We start from the raw sequence: 23,528 nt of genomic DNA, 5'->3' as shown, positions 1-23,528 counted from the left end.
CCATACCACCCCTATCGAGCCGGAAAGTGGCATTTGGGTTCGATGGAAGTGGCGTTACCGAAAAAGGCCCACATCCCACGGAGTTAAGTTTGATTCAGAAGGGGAAAATGCTCGACGCAGGGCGAATTTCAGTCGAGGCTGTTCCGCCCGGTGCGTCGTATAGTCAAACGTTCGTCAGTCGGATTGATGGGAGCCTGCAATACTATGCCGTAACGCCCCAATCGTCGACTAACACGGCTTCATCGGCCTTGTTTTTGTCGGTACACGGAGCAGGTGTTGAAGCTAGCGGGCAGGCGCGGGCGTACAAGGCCAAAGACTGGGGTAATCTGGTGGCAGCTACCAACCGCCGACCACGTGGGTTCAACTGGGAGGACTGGGGGCGGCTCGATGCGCTGGAGGTACTAGCCATCGCCAAGAATCAGTTTAAACCCAATCCCCAAAACATTTACCTGACAGGCCATTCGATGGGAGGACACGGGACCTGGTTTCTGGGGGCGACTTATCCCGACAAGTGGGCCGCTATTGCCCCCTGCGCAGGCTATCCAACCCTGAAAGAATATGGTTCGGCTGATGGGGTTATTCCCGATACCAGTAGCAATCCGCTGGAACAGATGCTGTTGCGGTCGGGCAATCAGAGTGATGTGCTGAAACTAACGGCCAATTATAAACCGCTGGGTGTGTACGTATTTCATGGCGATGCCGACCGAACGGTGCCCGTAACCTATGCCCGGCAGATGCGCAAACTATTGGGCCAGTCGCAACCCGACATGAGCTACTACGAATATCCCGGAGGTAGCCACTGGTTTGGTGACCATAGCGTCGACTGGAAACCTCTGTTCGATTTCTTCAAATGGCATCAGATTTCTGCCGACTCAGCGGTGAACACGATTGATTTTACAACCGCAAATCCCGGTATTTCGTCGGCTTATCGGTGGGCATCGATTGAGCAGCAAACCCAACCCTTACTATACAGCCGGATTCAGTTAACCCGCCAACGCACGTCTATTACAGGAACAACGTCGAATGTCAGCCTGCTCAAACTGGCCCTGAACGAATTTGGGGCGAAAACGCCGGTAATGATTACCCTGGATGGCACGCCCGCACTGACCTACACTACTGCCAGCGCCCAGGATACGGTATTCCTGCGTCGCGAAAGTGGGCAATGGGTACAGGCCAAACAGCCGGATGCCTGGCAGAAAGGGCCTCACCGAAACGGCACGTTTAAAGACGCATTTAACAACCGAATGGTGTTTGTGTACGGTACAAAGGGAACGAAGGACGAAAACGACTGGAATATCCAGAAAGCCCGCTACGATGCTGAAACCTGGCTGTATCGGGGTAACGGAGCCGTCGATATCATTGCTGATACAGAGTTTTCACTGACCAGCTATGCGGATCGGGGTGTGGTTCTGTTCGGCAATGCAACCAACAACGCGGCCTGGCAATCGCTATTGGCCGATTGCCCCATTCAGGTAGAACGCAACCGAATTCGGGCCGGGAGCCAGCAATGGCAGGGCGATGACTTGGGTACGTATTTCGTTTGGCCCATAAAAGGGTCGAAAACAGCATCGGTAGCCGTTATTGGGGGCACCGGGCTAAAGGGGATGAAAGCGGCATCGGCCAATCAGTATTTTGCCGGGGCCAGCGGCTTCCCCGACTTTATGATTTTCGGACTCGATATGGTTCGGGATGGTAGCAAGGGTGTTCGCATGGCCGGTTTCTATACCAACAACTGGCAACTGGCACCGGAGCACTACGTTGTCAATGGACAGATGAGCGGCAGTAACTAAAAGGTTATAGTCTCCAGGCCGAATTACTGTGGTGTCGGGTGGGAGCACTTGACACCACAAAAACAGAAAACGTCTATACTAGTATTCTCATGAGTCGCTATTCTTTCCTAGGTCTTGCCTTACTTTTTACCATTCATCTGCAAGCTCAGGACCTTACCCAGCGATATCCGCTTATCCCATATCCAACATCGCTAACACCCGCATCCGGGCAATTCACCATAACCGCTCAAACCGCGCTGGTTGTTGAAGACAGTCGATTTACTGCCGAAGCAGGGCTGTTGCAGGAGCTGATGCAGCAGGGACTTGGAAAGCGGCTTCCTGGAAAAAGCAACGGGTCAACAATTGTGCTCCAATACGATCCAGCTATTACCGCGTCGGAAGGGTATGTGCTACAGATCAATCCGAATCAGGTAACGCTGAAAGCCCGTCAGTCTGTCGGGATGTTTAGAGCCGTTCAAACCATCCGGCAACTATTGCCTGTAGCGATCGAAGGACAGGCCAGCACGTTGATGTCGCTGACGCTGCCATCGGTTCAGATTCAGGACCAACCGGCCTATGCCTGGCGAGGCATGCACCTCGATGTGTCGCGCCACTTCTTTTCAATCACCTATTTACGGAAATTCATCGACCGGCTGGCGTTGTACAAGTTCAATACGTTTCATCTGCACCTGACCGACGATCAGGGTTGGCGACTGGAAATCAAGGCCTATCCCAAACTGACAAGCGAGGGTGCCTGGCGAACTTTCAACAATCAGGATTCGGTTGTTCTGAAACGGGCCGTCTCTGAGCCTGATTTCGACCTGCCGAAGCAATTTATTCGCCAGCAGAATGGCCAGACCCAGTACGGTGGCTTTTATACACAGGCCCAAATGCGTGACCTGATTGCCTACGCAGCCGCCCGACACATCACCATTATTCCGGAAATTGATATGCCCGGTCACCTGACGGCCGCCATTAAAGCGTATCCGTTTCTAAGTTGTACGGGTCAGGAAGGCTGGGGGAAAACATTTTCCGTACCGATTTGCCCCTGCAACGAGCCGACCTATACATTCATGGAAACGGTGCTGAGCGAAGTGATGGCCCTGTTTCCCAGCGAATACGTACATATTGGCGCCGACGAAGTAGAGAAATCGACCTGGGCGCAGTCGCAGGCTTGCCAGGAATTGATGAAGCGCGAAGGTATTCGGAATGTAGAGGAATTGCAGAGCTACTTCGTGCATCGGATGGAGAAGTTCGTGCAGTCGAAAGGGAAAAAGCTGATGGTCTGGGACGATGCTCTGGAAGGTGGACTCAAGCCCTCTACGGCCGTTATGTACTGGCGTAGCTGGGTGAAAGATGCTGCTCAGAAAGCCGCTCAAAATGGAAACAATGTGGTCATGACGCCCGTCAGCACACTTTATTTCGATAGCCCTCCCGGTATCCGGTCGGTTGAGAATGTGTATAATCTGGCGGTAGTGCCTTCGGGCGTTACCACCGGGCAAACGAAGCAGTTTCTGGGCGCACAGGCCAACATATGGACGGAGTATATCCCTACCGAAAATCGGGTCGATTACATGACTATGCCCCGCATGACGGCTCTGTCAGAAGTGACCTGGACAGGTAAAAGAGATTTCGCTTCGTTTCAGAAACGACTTTTGTCGCACTTTCTGCGCATGGAAAAAATGGGCATTCATTACCGATTGCCCGACCTGACGGGGTTTGCCGAAGAGAATGTTTTTGTCGATCAGGCTACGCTTCGAATCAAAAAGCCGCTGGACAGTTATACCCTACGCTATACTACCGACGGTTCGCAGCCGCAGCCAGGCTCGCCGGAACTGCCAGTGGGGTTAACGATTACTAAACCACAAACAGTTAAGGTAGCCGCTTTTACGCCATCAGGAGTGCGCGGGGATGTCTACAGCTTACATTATCAGCAACAGGCTTACGCAATACCAGTTTCTACGGTTCGTCAACAGGCTGGCTTACAGTGTAATTACTTCAAAAAGTATTTTAAAGAAACGAAGCTAATGAAGCAGCAGACAGCCGATAGTACCTATACAATCAACAATCTGGTGGTACCAAAATCGGTCAATGCGCCTAGTTTTGGTATCCAGTTTCGAGGTTATTTAACCGTACCCGAAACGGGCGTTTATAGCTTCTTCTATACCTGCGATGATGGCGGTATTCTGCGCATTGCCGACCGAATGGTGGTTGATAACGATGGAAACCATTTTCCCATTGAGAAAAGTGGTCAGGTCGCTCTACAGAAAGGCGCTCACCCATTCGAAGCGGATTTCATAGAAGGGGGTGGCGGCTTTACATTGACGTTGAAGTATAGTCTGAACGGCTCCGAACCAATGGATATTCCCGATAGCTGGTTTACGCATTAACTGTAGAAGCAAACCTGCTCGTCCGCGATCGTATCGCGGACGAGCAGGGACTCTATGACTTAGAATTGCGCCAGTTCCACCGATCGAAGAGAGACGACAGCGAATCTTCGACAATAGGCTTCGACAAAAAATCATCCATGCCTGCCTCAATACATCGCTGTTTTTCTTCGGTAGTACTACTAGCAGTCAAGGCAATAATCGGAATATGGGTTTCCTGTTCCAGGGCTCGGATTTGTCGGGTGGCGTCTACTCCATTCAAGACCGGCATCTGAATATCCATTAAAATAAGATCCGGTTTCTCTGCTTTGTAGAGACTGACTGCTTCCTGACCATTTATCGCTTCCAGTATCGTTGCGTGAGGGACAATGCGTTTTAAAATCGATTTGGTTAATAATTGATTGATCCGGTTATCTTCCGCAACCAGTACTTTGATCGTTACATCAGACGTAGTCTTACCGGGCACGGTTTCTTCTCTGGCTGGTAGTTTCTGGTTATCAGTTGGTTTCAACCGGGCCAGTGCATAATACAATTCCTGCATTTTGATGGGTTTCACCAGCCGCTGGCTAACCCCCAATCGTTCGCAGCCTTTCAGGATTTCGTCATCATCGGAGGAGCTGTGTAAAAGTATAATGGGTTGATTGGTTGATGATGGCCCGAAATGCCCCTGTATTTTCTCAATCGTTTCAAGGCCATTGAGAAACGGCATATTGTAATCCATTAAAACGACGTCAATTTTCCTGCCGTCGGCCAGGATTTTAAGCGCTTCAATACCATTGCTGGCTTCGTCGACAGATATGTGTTTGATCAGTAGCATCTGGCGGAGAATGAGTCGGTTATTCTCATTGTCATCCACGATCAATATATTTTTTATGCTACTGACATCCTGCCAGATAATCGGATCGCCTACTTCCGATTTGAGCAGAAGGTCGAAATAAAACACACTCCCTTTCCCAATTTCGCTTTTCAGTTGTAAACGGCTACCCATAAGGCCCAGTAATCGGTTGGAAATCGTTAGGCCAAGTCCAGTGCCTCCATACCGTTTAGTGGTTGATGGGTCTTCCTGCGAGAACGCATCAAAGATTTTGCTTTGCATGGAAGCCGTAATGCCAATACCCGTATCCCGGACTTCGAAGTGAAACAGCGTACCTTCAGGCTTTTCTGCTTTAACCGTAATTTTTAATTCGATTTCACCTTGCTCGGTAAATTTCACCGCATTCCCCAGTAAGTTGACCAGTACCTGCTTTAAGCGGACCGAATCGGCATACACAAAACGGGGCAGGTTTGGCTGTAAATTAAGCAGCATTTCAAGGCCTTTATGCTGAACCTGGTAGGTAATGATATCAGCGGCCTGACTACTGATCTCGTATATATCAGTTTTTTCGGTAGCCAGCTCCAACTTACCTGCTTCTATTTTAGAAAAATCCAGAATATCGTTAATAATGCTCAGTAATGTACTTGCCGACTGGTTAACAATTGCAATGTACTGGTGCTGAGTGGCGTTCAGGTCAGTTTTTAAAACCAGATCCGTAAAGCCGATAACCCCATTCAACGGGGTGCGGATCTCATGGCTCATATTGGCCAGGAATTCAGATTTAGCTTTGCTGGCATTTTCGGCGAGTTGCTTCGCGCTTTTTAATTCTTCACGCTGTAAACAAATTTCGGTGATATCCTGGGTATACATCATAATACCGCCTATCGATCCGTCATAGGTATACCAGGGCCTTACTTCCCATCGTAAATGCTGACTTTGGTCCCATCCGGGAGGAGCCCATATATCTTCTTCGCATCGCTCGACCTGCCCTTGCAGACAGCGTTGATGAATTTCTTTCCAGTCTTCGGTTATGTTGGGAAATACCTCATAATGAGAGCGGCCAATAATATTTCCCTTGATTCTGTACTCCTCTAACCATCGTTTGCTGACGGCTAGATACCGGACATCTTTATCAAACATCGCCACAGCAGCGGGTGCGTGTTCGACAAAAGCGGCCAGTCGCATTTTTTCACTTAGTAACTCTGTTTCTGCTTTTTTTCGATCGTTAATATCCTGAAAAGTACCAAACACCCGAGCCGTCTTTCCGTGCTTAAGTTCCGGAGTGCCAATTAACCGTACCCATACCGACCGGCCATGGGCTGTACAGATCTGTAGTTCAGCGTCGTAGCTTTTACCTTCATTGACAGCGCGATTGAATAGCGTAACTATCTGATCGTGGTAAATACCCCTGAAAAAAGACATGGCAGTCGATAAATCAGGTTCGTACTCATCAGGCACTTCATGAATCGCTTTGGTCACAGTCGACCAGGATACTTTGTTCTCGACTAAATCAACCTCCCAGGTCCCGATTTTGGCTACCAGGTTGGTCTGTTCAAGCATTTCTGACGTGTGTTTTAGCTCTATTTCAAGCTGATGGCGCTCGGTAATGTCGATTGCATTACCGATAACATACGGTTCATTGTCTGGGCCTATTTCAATAATATTATTGAAATACCAGATATGTCGCCTTCCATTCCGATGAATCACGCCCATTAACCCATTGGCTTTTTTGTCTTTCTGGATAGCGAGTAAGTAATCGGTGATCTGGCTGTGGTAGTCGGGCGGAACAATATCAAATAGATTCAGAGCCGTAAGTTCTGCTGGTTCATAGCCCAACGAGTTTGCACCAACCTGATTGACAGTCAGGAATCGACCGCTCAGGTCATGAATACACATAAATCCCTGTGAGTTCTCGAAAAAAGACCGAAATCGGCGCTCCGACTGCCGCAGAGCAGTTTCTATTTGCTTTTCTTTAGTTATGTCGCGGGCAATTGCGTAGAGTAATCCCGTCAGGGTATCTGGTGTGGCTACCCATTGAAGGTTACGATAAAATCCATCTTTGCATCGAAAACGATGTTCAAAGTTGATGGTGAGCTGGCCCTGAGCCAGTTTCTGGATTTCCTGCTGGGTAGCGTTCAGATCTTCTGGATGGACTAAGTCAAAAAAAGAAGTGCTGAGCAAGGTGTCCCGATCCCAGCCAAGGATTTTCTCAAAAGCCGGATTGACCCGTTTAAAATACCCATCGGTTCCCGCTATGCAGAGAAGATCATTGGAAAGGTCGAAAAAATTTTGAAACTGCTCCATTATTCTTTTGGTGTAGTGGATGATCCGTTTACGGCTGAGTTAGTAAAAGCCCTGATAATTAGATGGATTCCATTCGCGTGGAATAAAATTTTACTGGGAAACATGGGCTGCGCTTAGCCATAAAAGATAACGTAAATAGGGGACATGTAGATGGATATATTGTTAGATATGCTATTGATAGGTAACATTATATTTACAAAATAAGGAAATTAATGAATTAGTAAAACTACTTAAGGCTATAATTTACGTTGGATAAAACTATCCCCTTTGTTGATTTCTATCATTAACATTTATAAGGGGTAATGGGTTAGAGTAATTATTCACCACATATATATACACTAACTCATGGGTAATCTTCTGTATACGATTGCTGTTGTCCTAATAATCATCTGGCTACTAGGCTTTTTGGGCGTTTTAGGTACTGGTATTGCCACCGGCGGTTTGATTCATATCCTGCTGGTTATTGCTGTGATTGCTATCATTTTTCGGTTAATTCAGGGGAGACGTGTCTGATTGAAAATTGAAAAGGGCGATAAACATGTGTCTGTGTTTATCGCCCTTTTCAGTTGTTGATAGTAGTTGAACTGATCCCCGCCTACTCCGACCGCAAACTCTTCACAGGGTTCGTTAAGGCCGCTTTGGTGCTTTGGTAACTGATTGTCAGCAAGGCAAGGCCAATGGCGAACATACCTGCCAATGCAAAGACCCACCAGGCTATGTCGATTTTGTAGGCAAATTCGGCCAGCCATTCGTTCATGGCATACCAGGCCAGTGGCGAAGCCAGCAGAATAGCCAGAAGCACCAGTTTCAGAAAGTCTCGGGAGAGTAGGGTGACAATACTGGCTACCGATGCACCCAGCACCTTCCGAATGCCAATCTCTTTGGTGCGTTGTCCAACTGTGAAGGCCACCAACCCATACAGGCCAAGTCCACAAATAACCATCGCCATCAGCGCAAACGTATTGACGAGTTTCGAAATCGTCGTTTCGGTCTCGTAGAATTTGTCCAGTTGGTCGGTCAGAAATTCGTATTCAAACACATCGTTCGGGTACAGCCGTTGCCAAACCGTTCGAATGTGGGCCAGTGTCTGGGTCGACGATGCACCTGAAATACGAATGCCCGCCTGTTTATACATAGTGGGGCATGTGGCAATAAAGCAGGGGGCAATCACCTCATGCAGCGATTTCTGGTGGAAGTCTTTGACCACACCCACGATAGGCAACGGCACCGACGACAGGTAATATTGCATCCGTTTACCAATAATAGCCTGTGGATCGCGGAAGCCGAGTTTATGCAGCAGCGTTTCGTTGATGACATACTCCCGGATCGAATCACCTTCCGTAATGTTACGGCCCGCAACGATTTTTAAGTTGTACGTTTTCAGGTAATCGGCATCAGCGAGTCGTTCCCGGACCGGGAAGTTGGTCCAGTCGTTTTTAACACCAAATTTGAACGAGCCGCCATTCATGACATTGGCCGACGGCGGACGGTATTGAAGGGTTACCGATTTGATATCGGGGTATTGGCGTAGTTCATTTTTGAAAGCCTCCCACGACTTCTTTTCAGAGAGAGGAAGGTTGACGGTTACAATATTATCCTGTTGAAAACCCAGGTCGATTTGCCGAATATAGTTCATTTGTTTCATCACCACCAACGCCCCCACCAGCAAAGCCTGACAAACAACGAATTGCAGAATAACCAGTCCTTTTCGCAACGAGTAACCCCCTACTGTAGCGGCCGTAAGCTTCCCGCGCAGGCTGGCCCAGGGGCTAAATCCCGACAGTACAAAAGCCGGATACCCACCTGCCAGTAGAATTACAACAAGTGTCAATAAGCTGATAAAGAGCAGTATGGATGAATCGGGGATAAGCGAAAGCTGAATGTGTACCCAATTGTTGAAAAGTGGTAAGCTCAACAAGGTTACCCCTACTGCCAACACGGTTGCCACAACGACAATTAACCCGGTTTCGAGTAGAAATTGCCAGGCTAGTTGAACGCGTGAACTGCCGAGCGTTTTGCGAACGCCCACTTCTTTGCTGCGCCGAAATGCCTGAGCTGTTGCCAGATTGATAAAATTGATGCAGGCGGTCAGTACCAGAAACAGGCCAATCAACTCCAGCGACCAGAGCAACGAGGACCGAATAACCCCACCCACGCGGTCGACGTCGAAATGTACATCGGCCAGCGGCTGGATATGAAACTTAAAAATATGAGCCACGTCGCCGAAATGTTTTTTCGATAAGTCTGGAAAGGTGGCTTCAACCCGCTTCGCTGTGGCTGGTGAATTGTCGTTCAGGGTACAATAAAGACGATAATTACTATTCAATTGTCCCCATGCAGTTACGTTGAAATCTGGATCGAACTGCCGGATAGTGGGCATTGAGATAAACAGGCCAACATGCGTATCGGTTGGCTGAACAGGATCGGCGATAATACCCGTGACGGTTGCGTTGATCGTGTGATTGAGTTCAATAGTACGACCTATTGGGTTACTCGTGCCGAAATAACGTCTGGCCCACGATTCGGTCATAACAACCGTATTCGGTTCGCGCAACGCCTTTTTCGGATCACCACTTAGCCATTGGTAATCAAAAATCTGAAACAGTTCGCCTTCGGTCAGGGCCGTACCATCGTGCTCCAGAAACCGTTTAGGGGCCTGGCCCAGTTGAGGAATGCTGACCGTCAAGGACCGATTAACCATTAAAAAAGCTGCCTGTTCGACCTGCGGGTAGTCGGTTCGAAGCACTTTGGCCATCGGTAACGGTGCTTCAGGGTAGTGTTCTACGGAGCCGTCGTCAAGATTGAGATCCACAACGATACGGTAGATACGGTCGAAGTTGGTATGGTGTCGGTCGGTGCTAAGGTGATACCGGACAAACAGAAAAATGAGTAGCCCACCCGCCATGCCAATGGTCAATCCAACAACGTTCAGAAGCGTATAGATGCGTTGTGAATACAGGTTGCGGAGGGCGATTTTGAAGTAGGAACGAAGCATTTGTTAGTGTAGAGACGCGATACCTCGCGTCTCATATCCGGATGGCTTGATGTTCAACGATAATTTTGCTGACGTAAACAATGGCTGACGCATAGGAGACGCGATACCTCGCGTCTCTACAGTTACTCGCTACGTAAACTATTTATAGGATTGGCCAGGGCGGCACGGATGGCTTGTGTACTGACGACCAGGCTTGTTAATAAAGCCAGTATTGCGGCTACGAACACAAACGGTGCCCAGGATAGATCGATTCGGTAAGCGAAATGCGTGAGCCAGTCGTGTAAAAGGTAGTATGCCAGCGGCCAGGCAATCAGGTTGGCAATGACCAGAATCAGGGCAAATTCCTTTATAAATAGATTGACGATGCCGATGGTGTTGGCTCCCAGTACTTTCCGAATCCCAATCTCTTTGGTTCGGCGGGTCACGTTCAGCGAAACCAGTCCCAGCACGCCCAGCAGCACAATAATGAGCGCCAGGGTCGTAGCCAGTCGGGAGGCTTTCTGAAGCTGTATTTCCGTCTGGTAAAGTTTCTGGAGCGTATTGTTCATGAACGAGTACTCGAAGGGCGCGTCGGGAAAGAATCGGCTCCATTCTTTCTGGATCGTTTCTACAGTTTCGTGCAGATGGTCAACACTCCCCGGCTTGAGCCGGAACGAGAAGTAGCGGTAAATGGGATCTTTCTGAACAGGAATAACTACGATGGGTTGGATGCTTTCGTGAAGCGAGCTAAAGTGGAAATCAGCCAGGACGCCACGGACTCTGAACGTGCCTCCCCGAAGCATGACCTGTTTGCCCAATGCCTCCTCAGGGTGTTTCCAGCCTAACGCTTTCGTGGTGGCTTCGCTTACAACAACCGCTAGGGAATCATACCCTCCGCCAGCAGCAGTAAAAAACTGGCCCGCCTTCAATGATAACCCATAGGTGTGGGCGTAATGGTCGTCGGCTGTGATGGTATTGGCTGTAATGGCCTGCGTACTGTCCTGCCCCTGGGCAAATAAACTGACACGACCACTGCTGCCGCCGTCGGGAATTTCAAATGAAAAACTGACATCACTGACCCCCGGCACGTTTAGTAACTGATTCCGAATGCCTTCCATGCGTTGTACCCCTGCTGGCGACCAGTCGCGCGGGACGGAGGCTACCGTCAGCATATGATCTTTAGCGTAACCCAGGTCTTTACGGAAAAAGTAGGTTACCTGCCGGTCCACTACCACAGCGCCGACAAATACGAGAATGGCGACCGTAAACTGAAATACGATCAGAGCCCGGCGCATACCAATTCCGTTTTGAACCGATGCGGCCAGCTTGCCTTTGAGGGAATCGACAGAAGGCAGATTCGACAGTATAAAAGCCGGGTAACTGCCAGCCAACAGGGCAATCAACAGAACCAGGCCCAGGAGGCCCACATACGCTATTGGCGACCAGCTTATCAGCGAGGGCATGGAGCGCTCCAGTATACTGGCAAAGGTCGGTCGGAAGATCTCGTGGCAGCCCAGGGCCAGGATGGTAGCGCCAATGGTGAGCAAAAGGGATTCCGTAAGAAACTGGCCAATCAACTGGCCCTTTATACCACCAAGTGCCTTTCGTACACCAATCTCCCGCAGCCGGGTTGCCGACATACCAATGGTGATGTTGATGAAATTAACCACGGCCATCAGCAAAATAAATACACCGATCAGGCTTAGGGTCAGCAGCATTTTCTCGACCAGCCCATTGTTTACTTTCAGATAAAGTGTCGACAGTGGGCTCAGATAGGCCTGCAGGTTTTTCCGATACTCTGGTGGCGCATGGGTTGCCAGCAGGTCAGCGAGGGGTTTGGTAAGCTGATCGGCTGTAACGCCCGGTTGTAATTCCAGATAGGTCGGGATGTATTGGTTTTGCCACGAATCGATCCCCGCTTTGGGCGTAAAGTAACCGACATCGCGCATTGGAATAAAAATCTGGTCTCGCTTGGGGAGCAAGTCTAATACACTATTGCGGGGTGGTTCCTGCAATACGCCGGTAACGGTAAATACCTGTTTGCCACCCAGCGGAGTCTGAACAGTAAGGGTTTGTCGCAGAACGTCGGGTCGGCCAAACAGCTTCTGTGCCATGTCTTCCGTAAGTACGATGGAGTTGGGGGCCAGCATAGCCGTTTTCGGATCGCCGTATAGTAGTGGAAACCCAAATATCGACAGCAGGGTGGAGTCGCCGATCTCAATGCCTTCCCGGAAATGATTTTCGCCCTGCGAGACAATGGCTGTGACGCCGTAAAAGCGGTAATAATTTGCTATCAGGCCGGGGTACTGTTGCTTGAGCGTTGGGCCGAGGAGTCCCAGACTCGTGATATCCATCCCCATAGTTGGCTCCTTCCAGCGGCTCTGTATCAGATATTGTTGGTTTACGTTCCGCAACGTTTTGTTGACGGCTAGCTCACCCTGAATGTAGTTGCCAATCAGCAGCAGAAACGTAATGCCAACCGTAAGGCCGAGGAGCGTGACCAGTGCATAGAACCGACGCTGGCGTAGATTGCGAAGGGCAATTTTAAGGTAATTCTGGAGCATGAGACAAACGATTTAGACGACCTGCTAGTTGACGCCGTGAAGGTATCGACTATCGCCTTTTGTTTGTCTTTTTATCTGATTGACAGGGTGTTAAAAAATGTTAAGGGCGGTGTGCCGGTCGCGAGGAGCCAGCAGAAGGGTAGTATAATAGTAGGCTACTCCGTTTTGTATCGTCGGAAAAACCAGACTTTTAGCAGGTCGGCGGTGAGCACATAACCTAAGATAATGAGCAGGATAGCTGCGAGTTGGTGAACGGGTGGCGGGGTAAGGCCAAACGTAGCCGAAACGGGTGAATAGGGGAGGTACACGGTTAGTAAAATGCACAATAGACTCAGTAAGCTTATCCACCGGGCGGGTCTGCTCCTGAAGAAATTCTTACGGGTGCGGATGATAAAGAAAATGAGCAACTCGGTCAGGATCGACTCGATAAACCAGCCCGATTGAAAACCTGATTCTTTCAGGTGAAACCCGAACAGAAGGGTACTGAACGTGATGACATCGAACAGTGAACTGTGAATTCCGAACACCAGCATATAGCGCTTGATCAGTTGGATATTCCATTTGCCGGGTCTGGCAATCTGTTCCTGGTCCACATTGTCGGAGGGAATACTCAGGAAGGGAAAGTCGGTTAGGAAGTTGGTGAGCAAAATCTGCTTGGGCAGCATCGGCAGGAAGGGTAGAAACAGCGAAGCCAGTGCCACACTACACATATTGCCAAATGTGGAGCCGGTGCTGATGTAGATGTATTTCAGCGTATTCGAGAATGTTTTGCGTCCTTCGCTGATGCCGTCGGCAATGACCGATAAGTCTTTTTCGAGCAGGATAAAATCAGCAGCATCGCGGGCTACATCGGTCGCATTATCGACAGTTATGCCTACATCGGCGGCATTGATGGCCGGTACGTCGTTGATACCATCGCCCATATAGGCCACGGTGTAGGCCTGCCGTAAGGCCTGAATAATATGCTCTTTCTGCTGGGGTTCTACTTCCGAGAAAATATGCGCCGATTTTACTTTCTGCGGTAGTGTTGTCGCGTCGATTGTGAGCAGTTCTTTACCCGTCATCACCACCGGATTGTCGATGCCAATCTGTCGACCAATGGCCTGAGCCACGATTCGGTTATCGCCCGAAATAATTTTAAAGTCGATGTTGAGTTGCTTTAGGGCGCCAATGGCTTCCACAACGCCCGCTTTGATTGGGTCTTTCATCAACACGAAACCGGCAAACGTCATATCGACTTCGTCGGCTTTGGAGAAAGTTTCGTGCTGGCTATCCTTATAACAGACCGCAAGGGCTCGCATCCCGTTTTGCCCGAATTGCTCGAACTGCTTTTCAATAGCTTGCCGATAAGTAGCGATTGGATTGGTGGTTCCGTCGGGCATGCGTACAGCCGAACAAATGGACAGGCATTCGGTAAAGGCACCTTTGCTGATGAGCCGTTTTTCGGTGCCGGTGTCGATGGCAATGCTTAGTCGTTTGCGGGTAAAATCGTAGGGGATTTCGCCCAGTTTGGTTGGTTTCGCGACGGGTGTATCGAAGGTAAGCGACCGTATAGCCTCGTCGATGGGGTTAGAATAGCCCGTTTCGAACAGCGCATTGTAATACACCATCGTTTTGACAAAGTCGCTGGATTGCCCCCATGCATCGACAAGCCCGTTGATCTGAATGGCTCCTTCGGTAATAGTACCTGTTTTGTCGGTGCAGAGCAGGCTGATTTCGCCGAGGTTTTGAATGGAATTCAGCTTCTTAACGATCACCTTCTTGTCCAGCAGGCGTTTGGCCCCCGCACTCATCGCAATGGTCGTAATGGCTGGTAATAATTCAGGCGCCATCCCAACGGCCAGTGCCAGCGCAAACAGGGCCGACTCGATCAGGCTTTTCTGATTGATCAGGTTAATGACCAGAATAAATGCACTCAACGCCAGCGTAATCCGCATGAGCATAAACCCAAAGTCCTTCAAGCCTTTATCGAAAGAGGTTTCGACAACCGAACTGGCACTTTGAACGACGTTACCAAACACCGTATGCTGCCCGGTATGGATAACCAGGGCTTTGCCACTACCACTGACAATGTTGCTTCCTTCCCACAGACAATTCGGCCGTTGCGATAAGGACGCACCCGCTTCCGAAATGCAAGGTTCTTTCCGGACTGGAAACGATTCGCCCGTCAGGCTGGCTTCGTTGGCCTGTAACTCATTGGTCTCAATGAGCAGACAGTCGGCTGGCACCATATCTCCCGCGTTGAACAGGAGCACATCGCCCGGTACTAGTTGCGAAGCTGGAACCTCTTTTTCCTGACCATCACGGATAACGGTGCTTTTAATGGTAATCAGGGCTTGTAGTTTTTCGACAACTTGCCCGGCATTGCGCTCCTGGAAAAAGCTGATTAAGCCCGTCGATAGCAGGATAAACAGAATAATCATGACATCGGAGGTGTCGCCTAAAAAAGCCGACAGGAGTACGGCGCCGATGAGCAGCAGCATCAGCGGACTTTTGAACTGCGCAATGAACAGCCGGATGTCTTTTTGCAAAGTGGACTCGGGTTGCTTTCCCGTGGTCGTTTTTAGCCGTTGCTGAGCTACCTGTTCGGTTAGTCCATTCTCGGAACTACCAAGCTGTTGTGCCCAGTAAGGAATCGTCTGTGTCCAGAAAGTATCTGTTTGGTTGGCGGTGTTCAAATCAGTGACAGTTAGTTGTAGCTGTTATTGAATTAAACCGCAAGGACGCAATAGACGCAAGGTGTTATAAATCGTCTACTTACTCCTCAAGTCTTTGCGCCCTTGCGGTTTAACAACGCTATGGTCAAGCAATGATACGCCTGAAGAGTCTCACTGGCCTATGATAAAAATCAGGCAAAAGGCCCACATTTGTCGGTGACAGGCGCTGGCCTGATTCTAAATGATAAACCTGTTTGAATGCTTTTAACGTGATTGTTCCTTCAGCGCTATGAGAAAAAAGCTAACTGCTATAGCTCAATTTTAGGAAGTTTAAATAGGTTTATGGATATAGGCCGAAAAGGATTAAATTTATACAACGCTTGCTTTATATGAGTAATACCTCGGCTAGCTGGCAGATTCCCGAATTTTACTGAGAAATCTAACCGTATGTATTGCTCAACTATACACCGTCAACTTGTTATTTACCCGCATGGAATCCCTGTTTACATCCACCAGCCCACTCCCTGATGCGCTCATCAGCATGGAGTTATATCGGCCTATACGCGATTCCAATGGCCAGATTATAGACTTTCAGCTCATTCAGCTCAATACGCCTGCCCTGGTGCAATGGGGACGCCCGCAAGGCGAACTTATTGGGCAAAGGCTTCGCCAGTTGGTAGCTGAAGCCGACGCTTTGTTTCTGATCCGGCAGTTCACGCTTGTCGTCGATCTTGGGCGCTCGGTCCGGTTTGACATGGATAGTCCTCAACAGGATAAGGGCTTCGTTTGCGAGATGCATGTTGCGAAACTTGACGATGATGTTATGGTGAGCTACGATGATAGGCTCAGTCGACGTCAGCAAAGCACGGTGTTTACCGGGTTGGCGGCAGCGGCATGGGAGCAGCCAGAGCGAAGTATATTGCATCAGGATACCATTTATCAGCAGGTAGTTGACAACACACAGGCCGGTTTGTTACTTGCTCGGCCTATTCGAAATGAGCAGGCTGAGATAATCGACTTTCAATATATACTAACCAACGAATACAATGCCCGTACGACGGGTCGGTCGGTGGCGGAGATGACCGGGGCATTGGTCGGTGATTTATTTCCTGGCTGGCAGCATTCAGATTTGTTCCGGCATTATGTAGAAGCCGTTGAAACCAGGCAGCCCAAACGAATTGTCTTTTTTTATGAGTCATTCGGGATGAAAGGCTGGTTTGATGGGTCGTTCACCTGCGTAGATGGCTGCATATTGTATACCTATAGGGATGTGACGGCTTACAAAGAAGCAGAACTGGAACAGCAGCAAAACGTAGCCCTGCTCGAACAGGTGATGAACATGACCCCCGCAGCCATTGTGCTGAACCAGAGTATCCGCGATGAAACGGGCGAGATTATCGACTTACGCATGATGAAGCTGAACCAGATGGCGGCCGACATCCTGCAAAATCCAATCGAAAAGATTCAGTATCGGCGTGTATCCCGCTATATTCCTGGTTCTATAGAAACTCCACTGTTTGAGCAATGCCGGCAAGTGATTAAGACGGGCGTACCGATTCGGATGGAGGTACCCTGGGCCGATCGGTGGTATGATTTTTCGGTAGTTCGGTTTGGCGACGGCGTAGTGTTGGCAGCGCAGGATATTACACCTACCCACAAGTACCAGGAGCAACTTGAACTGACCAATATCGAGCTAAAGCGGTCGAACGAAAATCTGCAGTCGTTTGCCTTTGTGGCTTCGCACGATTTGCAGGAGCCACTACGTAAGATAATATCGTTCTCCGATATGCTGGCTACACAATACGCCAACCAGTTCGATACTGAGCCAACTGATATTATCCGACGGATCAATGCATCGGCTATTCGTATGCGGCTCCTGATTCATGACTTGCTGGCGTATTCGCAGGTGCAAACGCGGCAGGACTTATTTAAGCCGGTAGACATCGCTGGTTTGATTCAGGAATTGCAGGAACACGAACTTTGGGAGACGATCTACCAGCGTAAAGCCGAGATCCACCTGGCTGAGCTGCCATTGGTTATGGCCGACCAGTCGCAGATGCGTCAGCTCTTCCAGAATTTACTTTCCAATGCCATTAAGTTTTGTGCAGGTGATGTCATACCCGTTGTTTCAATAAGCAGCCGACTTGTAGATCGGGCGGATGTACCCATAGGGCTGATCTACAAGTCGGCAAAAATGAAATCATCGGGTGCCCGATTTGCCGAAATTTCCATTACCGACAACGGAATCGGCTTCGACATGAAATACCTCGACCGAATTTTTCAGGTGTTCCAGCGCCTACACGGCCGTAGTGAATTCACCGGATCGGGGATTGGGCTGGCGATCTGTCATAAAATTGTGGAGCGCCACGGCGGAACCATCACTGCCAGCAGCCAACCCGGGAAAGGTAGTACATTTCAAGTGTATCTGCCCCTGGGTAGATAGTATAGTTAAACATATCGACGTAAGGAAGCTTTCAGGTAGATTTGTTATATTTGTGTAGTAGTTATAAAACTCGTTACGCATGGAAGCAACTATTGAGGAAATCTCTGATTACGAGCGTGAACGGGGTAAGCCTATGCCCACCTTAAATCACGCCTACGTACAAAGTAACTTACTGGTCGAGTTGAAAAACAAGTATCGGAAAACCCACACGATTCTGTCGGAGCTTAACATTACTATGCCTGAGCGCCCGGATACGGTTCCCGATATAGCGATTTACCCAAAACTCCAAATCGATTTCCTGCACGACATAACTTCCATGACAGAAATGCCGTTGACAGTTATCGAAATCGTATCGCCCTCGCAAAGTGATGCCGAAATACTGGCTAAATTTGAACGCTATTTTAAGGCAGGCATTCAGTCATGCTGGCTAGTAATGCCCAGCCTTCAGGCTATTGCCGTTTATTCCGCTATTGGTAAATACCAGTTCTTCGCCGATACAACTACACTTACCGATCAGATCACAGGCATTGAACTGGCAGTTGGTGAAGTATTTTCTTAACTACCAAAGAGCCTGGGGGTAGGGTAAAGAAGGCGTTCTTCGTCTCTTCACCCTACCCCCAGGCTCTTTGCAATTATTCACTGCGCAAACTTTTCACCGGATTCATCAGCGCAGCCTTGATACTCTGAAAGCTAACGGTGATCAATGCAATACCAATGGCTACCAGCCCAGCCATAGCAAACATCCACCACTCGACGTCAATTTTATAGGCAAAATCAGCCAGCCACTGATTCATGGCCCACCAGGCAATCGGGCTGGCGATCAGAATAGCGATCAGGACGAGTTTCAGAAAATCTTTGGAGAGCAAACCAACAATGCTGGTGACACTGGCGCCCAATACTTTCCGAACACCAATCTCTTTAGTGCGCTGCTCGGCCATAAACGCTGCCAACCCAAAAAGACCCAGACAGGCGATCAGGACAGCCAGCATCGCGAATGTAAGCGCAATAGTGCCAACGCGCTGTTCGGCCCGGTACATCTCGTCGAAACTCAGGTTCATAAACTGGTAGCTAAAGGGCTGTCCGGGAGCCAACTGTTTCCATTTCGCTTCAATCTGGCGCACCAGCGCGGGGATGTCGGCCCCACTTAGCCGGAACGATACTGCCCCCGAGTTTGCCTCTAAAACCAGCGACAACGCACCAATATTTCGCCGGAGCGATTCGAAATGAAAGTTTTTAACAACCCCGATCACCGTGTACGTCTTCCGGGTTTTGCCTTCCCCATCATTGAATCGCCAGACGCGCTTACCAATAGGGTCTTTAAAGCCCAGGATTTTTATAGCCGCTTCATTCAGAATAATCCCCGACGAATCGGAACCGAACTGCCGCGAAAATTCACGGCCTTTCACCAGTTGCATCCCCATCGTTTTCAGGTAATCGTGATCCACTCCCCAGGTTTGCATGCTAAACCCTTTGTTCATATCGGTCTGACCTTCTGCAAAGTAGGCATTGTCGCTCCGGTTGGATGGCGTCGGCAGATAGCCCGATATACTTCCGCTCAGTACGCCGGGCAGTCGTAATACTTCCTGTTTGAAGGTCTCGGCCTGTTTGCCAATGGCGTACGCATCGTTGACAGTCAGGACCTGTTCGCGGTTGAATCCGACATTTTTCGTTTGGATGAACGTAATCTGCCGATAAACAATGATAGTGCCCACAATCAGAATGACCGACATCATAAACTGAAATACGACCAGTCCGCTCCGTAAACTCGCGCTACTAAAGCTCGTGCCCATTTTCAGAGCCGATAACCCACCTTTCAGTACGTTGATAGGCTGAAATGATGACAGGAAAAAGGCAGGGTAACTCCCGGCAAACAGGCCCACAACAAACGGTAACAGAATAAGTATCGGCAATAAGTAGGGCGAAGTCAGTTGATTGATGGATAGTTCTTTGGCCGCAATGGCATTGAAGCCCGGTAATGCCAGCGCAACGATGAAGATCGCCAGGACCATCGCCAGTGCGGATGTCAGCACTGATTCGGTCATAAATTGCCCGATGAGTTGCTGCCGCTCCGACCCCATCACTTTCCGAACGCCCACTTCCCGCGCTCGATTGGCCGAGCGGGCCGTCGCCAGATTCATGAAGTTGATGCAGGCAATCAGCAGAATAAACAGTGCTACCGCCGAGAAAATATATACATATTGAATGTCGCCGTTGGGAGCCAGTTCAATCTGCTGTTTTGAGTACAAGTGAATATCAGTTAGGGGAATTAGCCAGTAACGGACACTGTTGCCTGCTTTCCGGAATTCACCCAGGCTCTTGCCAATCATCTGCTGTACCTGCGGACCTGCATATTTTTCGATAACGGTTTCGAAATTCTTCTCAAAAGTCGCTGGGTCGGTACCCGGTCTGAGCAGTATGTAGGTATGATGGTTATTGCTGAGCCATTGCCCCCATGGATACTCATCGTTGAGCATGGTCGGGAAGAGGTCGGCGTGGAAATGGGCATTTTTTGGCATGTCGCGCATGACGCCCGATACTTTAAACGCCATCCGGTTATCCAACATTAGCGTCTGGCCCATCGGGTTCTGATTGCCAAAGTGCCGTTTTGCGGCTGATTCACTGATGACAATCGTATTGGGCTCGGCCAGCGCCCGTTTCGGATCACCGGAAATAAGCGGTAAGGTAAAAACATCGAACAGCGTAGAATCGGCAAACGTAACGTTGTCTTCGCGCAGATTGGTGGTTTCGCCCGCTCGTTTTACCAGCCATGTACCGCGCTGGTGCAATCGAACGTATTGCTCAACCTGCGGATAGTCTTTTTTGAGGGTAGGGCCTACGGGATCGGGCGAAACGGCAAACCGCATATCGTTGCCGCCAAATTTAATGTCGGACTGAACCCGGTAAATCCGGTCGGCTTTTTCGTTGTATCGGTCGTAGCTGAGTTCATCCAGCACATAGAGAGTTATGAGCAGGCAACAGGCCAGCCCAACAGCCAGGCCAAAGATGTTGATAAAGGCAAAGCCCCGTTGTTTCTGCAACGTCCGCCAGGCAATTTTGAGATAGTTCGTTAGCATAAGGAAAAGGGGGAAGGAGGAAAGGCAGAAGGGAAGAGGGAAAGAAGGAAGTATGTAACCTCCTTTTCCCTCTTCCTTTCTACCTTCCTTCTTGTTTAGTTTATAATCGGTTTGCCTTCGTTGATGGCTTTTATCATAGCCTCTACATTTGTTTTGTTCAGGGCATTAGGGGCCTGTGGAAGTGCTGCCTGTAGATACGGTAATGCATCTTTAGGTTTCCCCAGAGCCACTAACGCCCGACTCATGCCCAGATTTGTTGTAAACTGATTCGGGTTTTTGTCGTAGTTGATTTTGAATACAGCATAGGCTTCCTGATTCCGTTTCTGAGCCAGCAGGCTGCGGCCATATTGATGCAAGTCATTGAGTGTGCCCAGGGGCATGGCTTCTTTCATAAGTGCCGTGGCTTCCTCCGTTTTATTGAGTGCCGTCAGGATAGCCGCTTTCGTACTTAACGTCTGAAAGTTCTTCTGCCCAATGTAGCGGGCATTAATCGCCTGATCGGCCCAAATGAGGCCCTGGTTCAGATCATGACTGGTTTCCAGACAATAGGTTGCTGCCTGTACCAGCGATTGCCACGTAAAACCGGGTTTGGAAAGCAATTCTTTGCGGAATGATGCCATTTGCTGGCCCACCAGATCGACGCTCACCGTAAACGGAATCATACGTTTTTCCCACGATAATGCCACGGCTGCCGAGCTATCGGTCTGGTTCACGAACGAATACGTGAGCAGTTCAACCGAACGGTCGAGCGGCTGATTCTTTACCGTAACCTTGAGTACATCCAGGGCGGGGTCGTAGTAAAAGCTGCCCCAGGAGACGATAATTTTGGAGAAAATGACGGTGGTTTCCTGATCGCCCAGATTCATAAACAACCCGTAGGTTCCGGCTGTGAGTGGTTTGCCTTCCACCTTCACATCGTCTGAAAACGTAATTGTTGTGGTTTCGTTGGCACCCGCTCGCCAGGGGGCTGGTTTGCCAGGACCATAGCCCAAATCCTGGAAGCCATAGTGTGCAATGGGTGTTCCCCAGATTTTTCCTTCGCGGCCTTTCACCCCCGGCCGGTCGTAGTGGACCGTAACGGTTGTCAGGCCAATTTGCTCAGAAACCGATGCTTTTTTGTTGCCACCAATAGGCGGTGTCGTGAGTTGCGCCTGACACACCAGCACATACACGAAAAGATAGACGGTGAGCGTAACGTTACGCATAGGGACAAACAATGAGAGGAATTACAGATGGCGAATTGGCCGCGGATGACAGACGATTAAATCTTCGTCGTGCCAGCCTGCCTGGTCGTATCTAAAGCCAGTGCTCCCTTTTTAGGCGTTAAACAGGATTGAGCTTTCTGCGGATCGGCTGTACCAGGGGGTTTAACCAGATAGCAAATAGCAATAATCAACAGCATACATAATCCTTTTAGGAACAGGCTAAGAAAGATTAGTTGTGCTTTCATCGTTTGGTTGTACGCAATAGGTAAGGCGGTATACAACTAAACCACTAAGATTATGCCATATGCTTAAATGTCTGATTTTTAGCGGTTTGTCTTGCTAGTTGTGTCCGCTATCGGACAGGATTTGTACGGGGGTGGACAAGGCATTTTGCGATGATTATCCGTAGAGACGCCATACCTGGCGTCGCAGGCGCGTCAGCCAAAACCATCCGGGCCTGAGACGCCAGGTATGGCGTCTCTACATCATTCGGATCGTAACGATTTTACGGGATTCATCAGGGCGGCTTTGATACTCTGGAAACTGACCGTTAACAGCGCAATACCAATGGCCAACAGACCCGCCAGTGCGAAAACCCACCATTGAATATTGACGCGGTAGGCAAAATCGGCCAGCCACTGATTCATGGCCCACCAGGCAATGGGACTGGCCAGCAGAATCGCGATCAGGACAGGTTTCAGGAAGTCTTTCGAGAGCAGACCCACAATGCTGGAAACCGAGGCCCCCAACACTTTCCGAACGCCAATCTCTTTAGTCCGTTGTTCGGCGGTGAAAGCTGCCAGTCCGAACAGGCCCAGACAGGCGATCAGGATAGCCAGTGCCGAGAATACCAGCACCACCTGCGCTGTCCGTTGCTCCGAACGATACAGCGTATTCAGGAACTCATCGAGGAAGGTGTATTCAAAGGCCGAATCGGGCATATCCTTCTGGAAAACAGCTTCCAGTTGACGCATGGTTTGGCTCAATTGGGCCGTACGGGTTTTAATCAGCAGGTAAGGGCGTGATTCGGTATCGGCATTGTGGAAGGCGTAGGCGCCAATGGGCGTATGAAGCGATTGGAAGTGGAAGTCATCGACAACGCCTATGATTTCGGCCCGATCCCAGCCGAACAGATTATGAGCTTTCTGGCCAATGGCTTTTTGAGGAGTAAGTCCCAGATAATTGACGGCTGTTTTGTTCAGAACAACCTGAACTGTTGTGTCTTTGGCGTCTTTGGTGGCCGGTAAACTACGACCAGCCAGGAGTTTCAGACCCAGCACATTCATAAACTCGTTGCTGACCCGGTTGGTCTGAATAGCCATGCCTTCGTTCGAATT

At 49.5% G+C, this 23,528-nt stretch carries 13 protein-coding genes; 5 read left to right on the top strand and 8 right to left on the bottom strand.

Annotated elements, in window-relative coordinates; all coding sequences use genetic code 11:
- Window positions 1–1,790, top strand: a 1,790-nt coding sequence (locus tag BGO59_RS28360; protein ID WP_293689427.1) for an alpha/beta hydrolase-fold protein, incomplete at its 5' end; no start/stop codon positions are given.
- 89 nt (window positions 1,791–1,879) lie between these two features.
- Window positions 1,880–4,159, top strand: a complete 2,280-nt coding sequence (locus tag BGO59_RS28355) for a family 20 glycosylhydrolase (RefSeq protein WP_293689425.1) — start codon at window positions 1,880–1,882, stop codon at window positions 4,157–4,159.
- 52 nt (window positions 4,160–4,211) lie between these two features.
- Here BGO59_RS28355 and BGO59_RS28350 read toward each other — a convergent pair whose 3' ends face one another.
- Window positions 4,212–7,274: a PAS domain S-box protein gene (locus BGO59_RS28350; protein ID WP_293689423.1), complete on the bottom strand. Its 3,063-nt coding sequence runs from the start codon at window positions 7,272–7,274 to the stop codon at window positions 4,212–4,214.
- 345 nt (window positions 7,275–7,619) lie between these two features.
- Here BGO59_RS28350 and BGO59_RS28345 point away from each other — a divergent pair, with 345 nt between their 5' ends.
- Window positions 7,620–7,787 carry a lmo0937 family membrane protein gene (locus tag BGO59_RS28345; protein WP_293689421.1) on the top strand — a complete coding sequence of 56 codons (168 nt, stop codon included), beginning with the start codon at window positions 7,620–7,622 and terminating at the stop codon, window positions 7,785–7,787.
- Window positions 7,788–7,869: 82 nt separating this feature from the next.
- Here BGO59_RS28345 and BGO59_RS28340 read toward each other — a convergent pair whose 3' ends face one another.
- The 3 genes from BGO59_RS28340 to mgtA form a co-directional block, all read right to left on the bottom strand.
- Window positions 7,870–10,269: an ABC transporter permease gene (locus tag BGO59_RS28340; RefSeq protein WP_293689419.1), complete on the bottom strand. Its 2,400-nt coding sequence runs from the start codon at window positions 10,267–10,269 to the stop codon at window positions 7,870–7,872.
- Window positions 10,270–10,391: 122 nt separating this feature from the next.
- On the bottom strand, window positions 10,392–12,812 hold the full coding sequence (locus tag BGO59_RS28335) for an ABC transporter permease (RefSeq protein WP_293689417.1): 2,421 nt from the start codon (window positions 12,810–12,812) through the stop codon (window positions 10,392–10,394).
- A 155-nt stretch (window positions 12,813–12,967) separates the two neighbouring features.
- Window positions 12,968–15,490, bottom strand: a complete 2,523-nt coding sequence (gene mgtA, locus BGO59_RS28330; RefSeq protein WP_293689415.1) for a magnesium-translocating P-type ATPase — start codon at window positions 15,488–15,490, stop codon at window positions 12,968–12,970.
- A gap of 469 nt (window positions 15,491–15,959) precedes the next feature.
- On the opposite strand from mgtA, the gene BGO59_RS28325 reads away from it, so the two are divergent.
- Together BGO59_RS28325 and BGO59_RS28320 are read left to right on the top strand one after the other, a co-directional pair.
- Complete coding sequence (locus BGO59_RS28325) at window positions 15,960–17,912, top strand: ATP-binding protein (protein ID WP_293689413.1); 1,953 nt, start codon at window positions 15,960–15,962, stop codon at window positions 17,910–17,912.
- A 79-nt stretch (window positions 17,913–17,991) separates the two neighbouring features.
- Window positions 17,992–18,471 (top strand): Uma2 family endonuclease, encoded by a 480-nt coding sequence (locus BGO59_RS28320; RefSeq protein ID WP_293689411.1) that lies wholly within the window; start codon window positions 17,992–17,994, stop codon window positions 18,469–18,471.
- A 73-nt stretch (window positions 18,472–18,544) separates the two neighbouring features.
- Here the strand turns inward: BGO59_RS28320 and BGO59_RS28315 are convergent, their stop codons facing one another.
- From BGO59_RS28315 to BGO59_RS28300, 4 genes are all read right to left on the bottom strand, one after another.
- On the bottom strand, window positions 18,545–20,986 hold the full coding sequence (locus BGO59_RS28315; protein ID WP_293689409.1) for an ABC transporter permease: 2,442 nt from the start codon (window positions 20,984–20,986) through the stop codon (window positions 18,545–18,547).
- 95 nt (window positions 20,987–21,081) lie between these two features.
- The gene (locus BGO59_RS28310) at window positions 21,082–22,191 is read right to left on the bottom strand and encodes a DUF2911 domain-containing protein (RefSeq protein ID WP_293689407.1); all 1,110 of its coding nucleotides are present in this window, start codon (window positions 22,189–22,191) and stop codon (window positions 21,082–21,084) included.
- Window positions 22,192–22,247: 56 nt separating this feature from the next.
- Window positions 22,248–22,436, bottom strand: a complete 189-nt coding sequence (locus BGO59_RS28305) for a hypothetical protein (protein ID WP_293689405.1) — start codon at window positions 22,434–22,436, stop codon at window positions 22,248–22,250.
- A 240-nt stretch (window positions 22,437–22,676) separates the two neighbouring features.
- Window positions 22,677–23,528: ABC transporter permease (locus BGO59_RS28300; protein ID WP_367120209.1), on the bottom strand; the 852-nt coding region annotated here is incomplete at its 5' end.

This window comes from Spirosoma sp. 48-14, from assembly GCF_001898575.1.
Lineage (GTDB): Bacteria > Bacteroidota > Bacteroidia > Cytophagales > Spirosomataceae > Spirosoma.
This window is presented reverse-complemented; position numbering and strand designations above follow the sequence as displayed.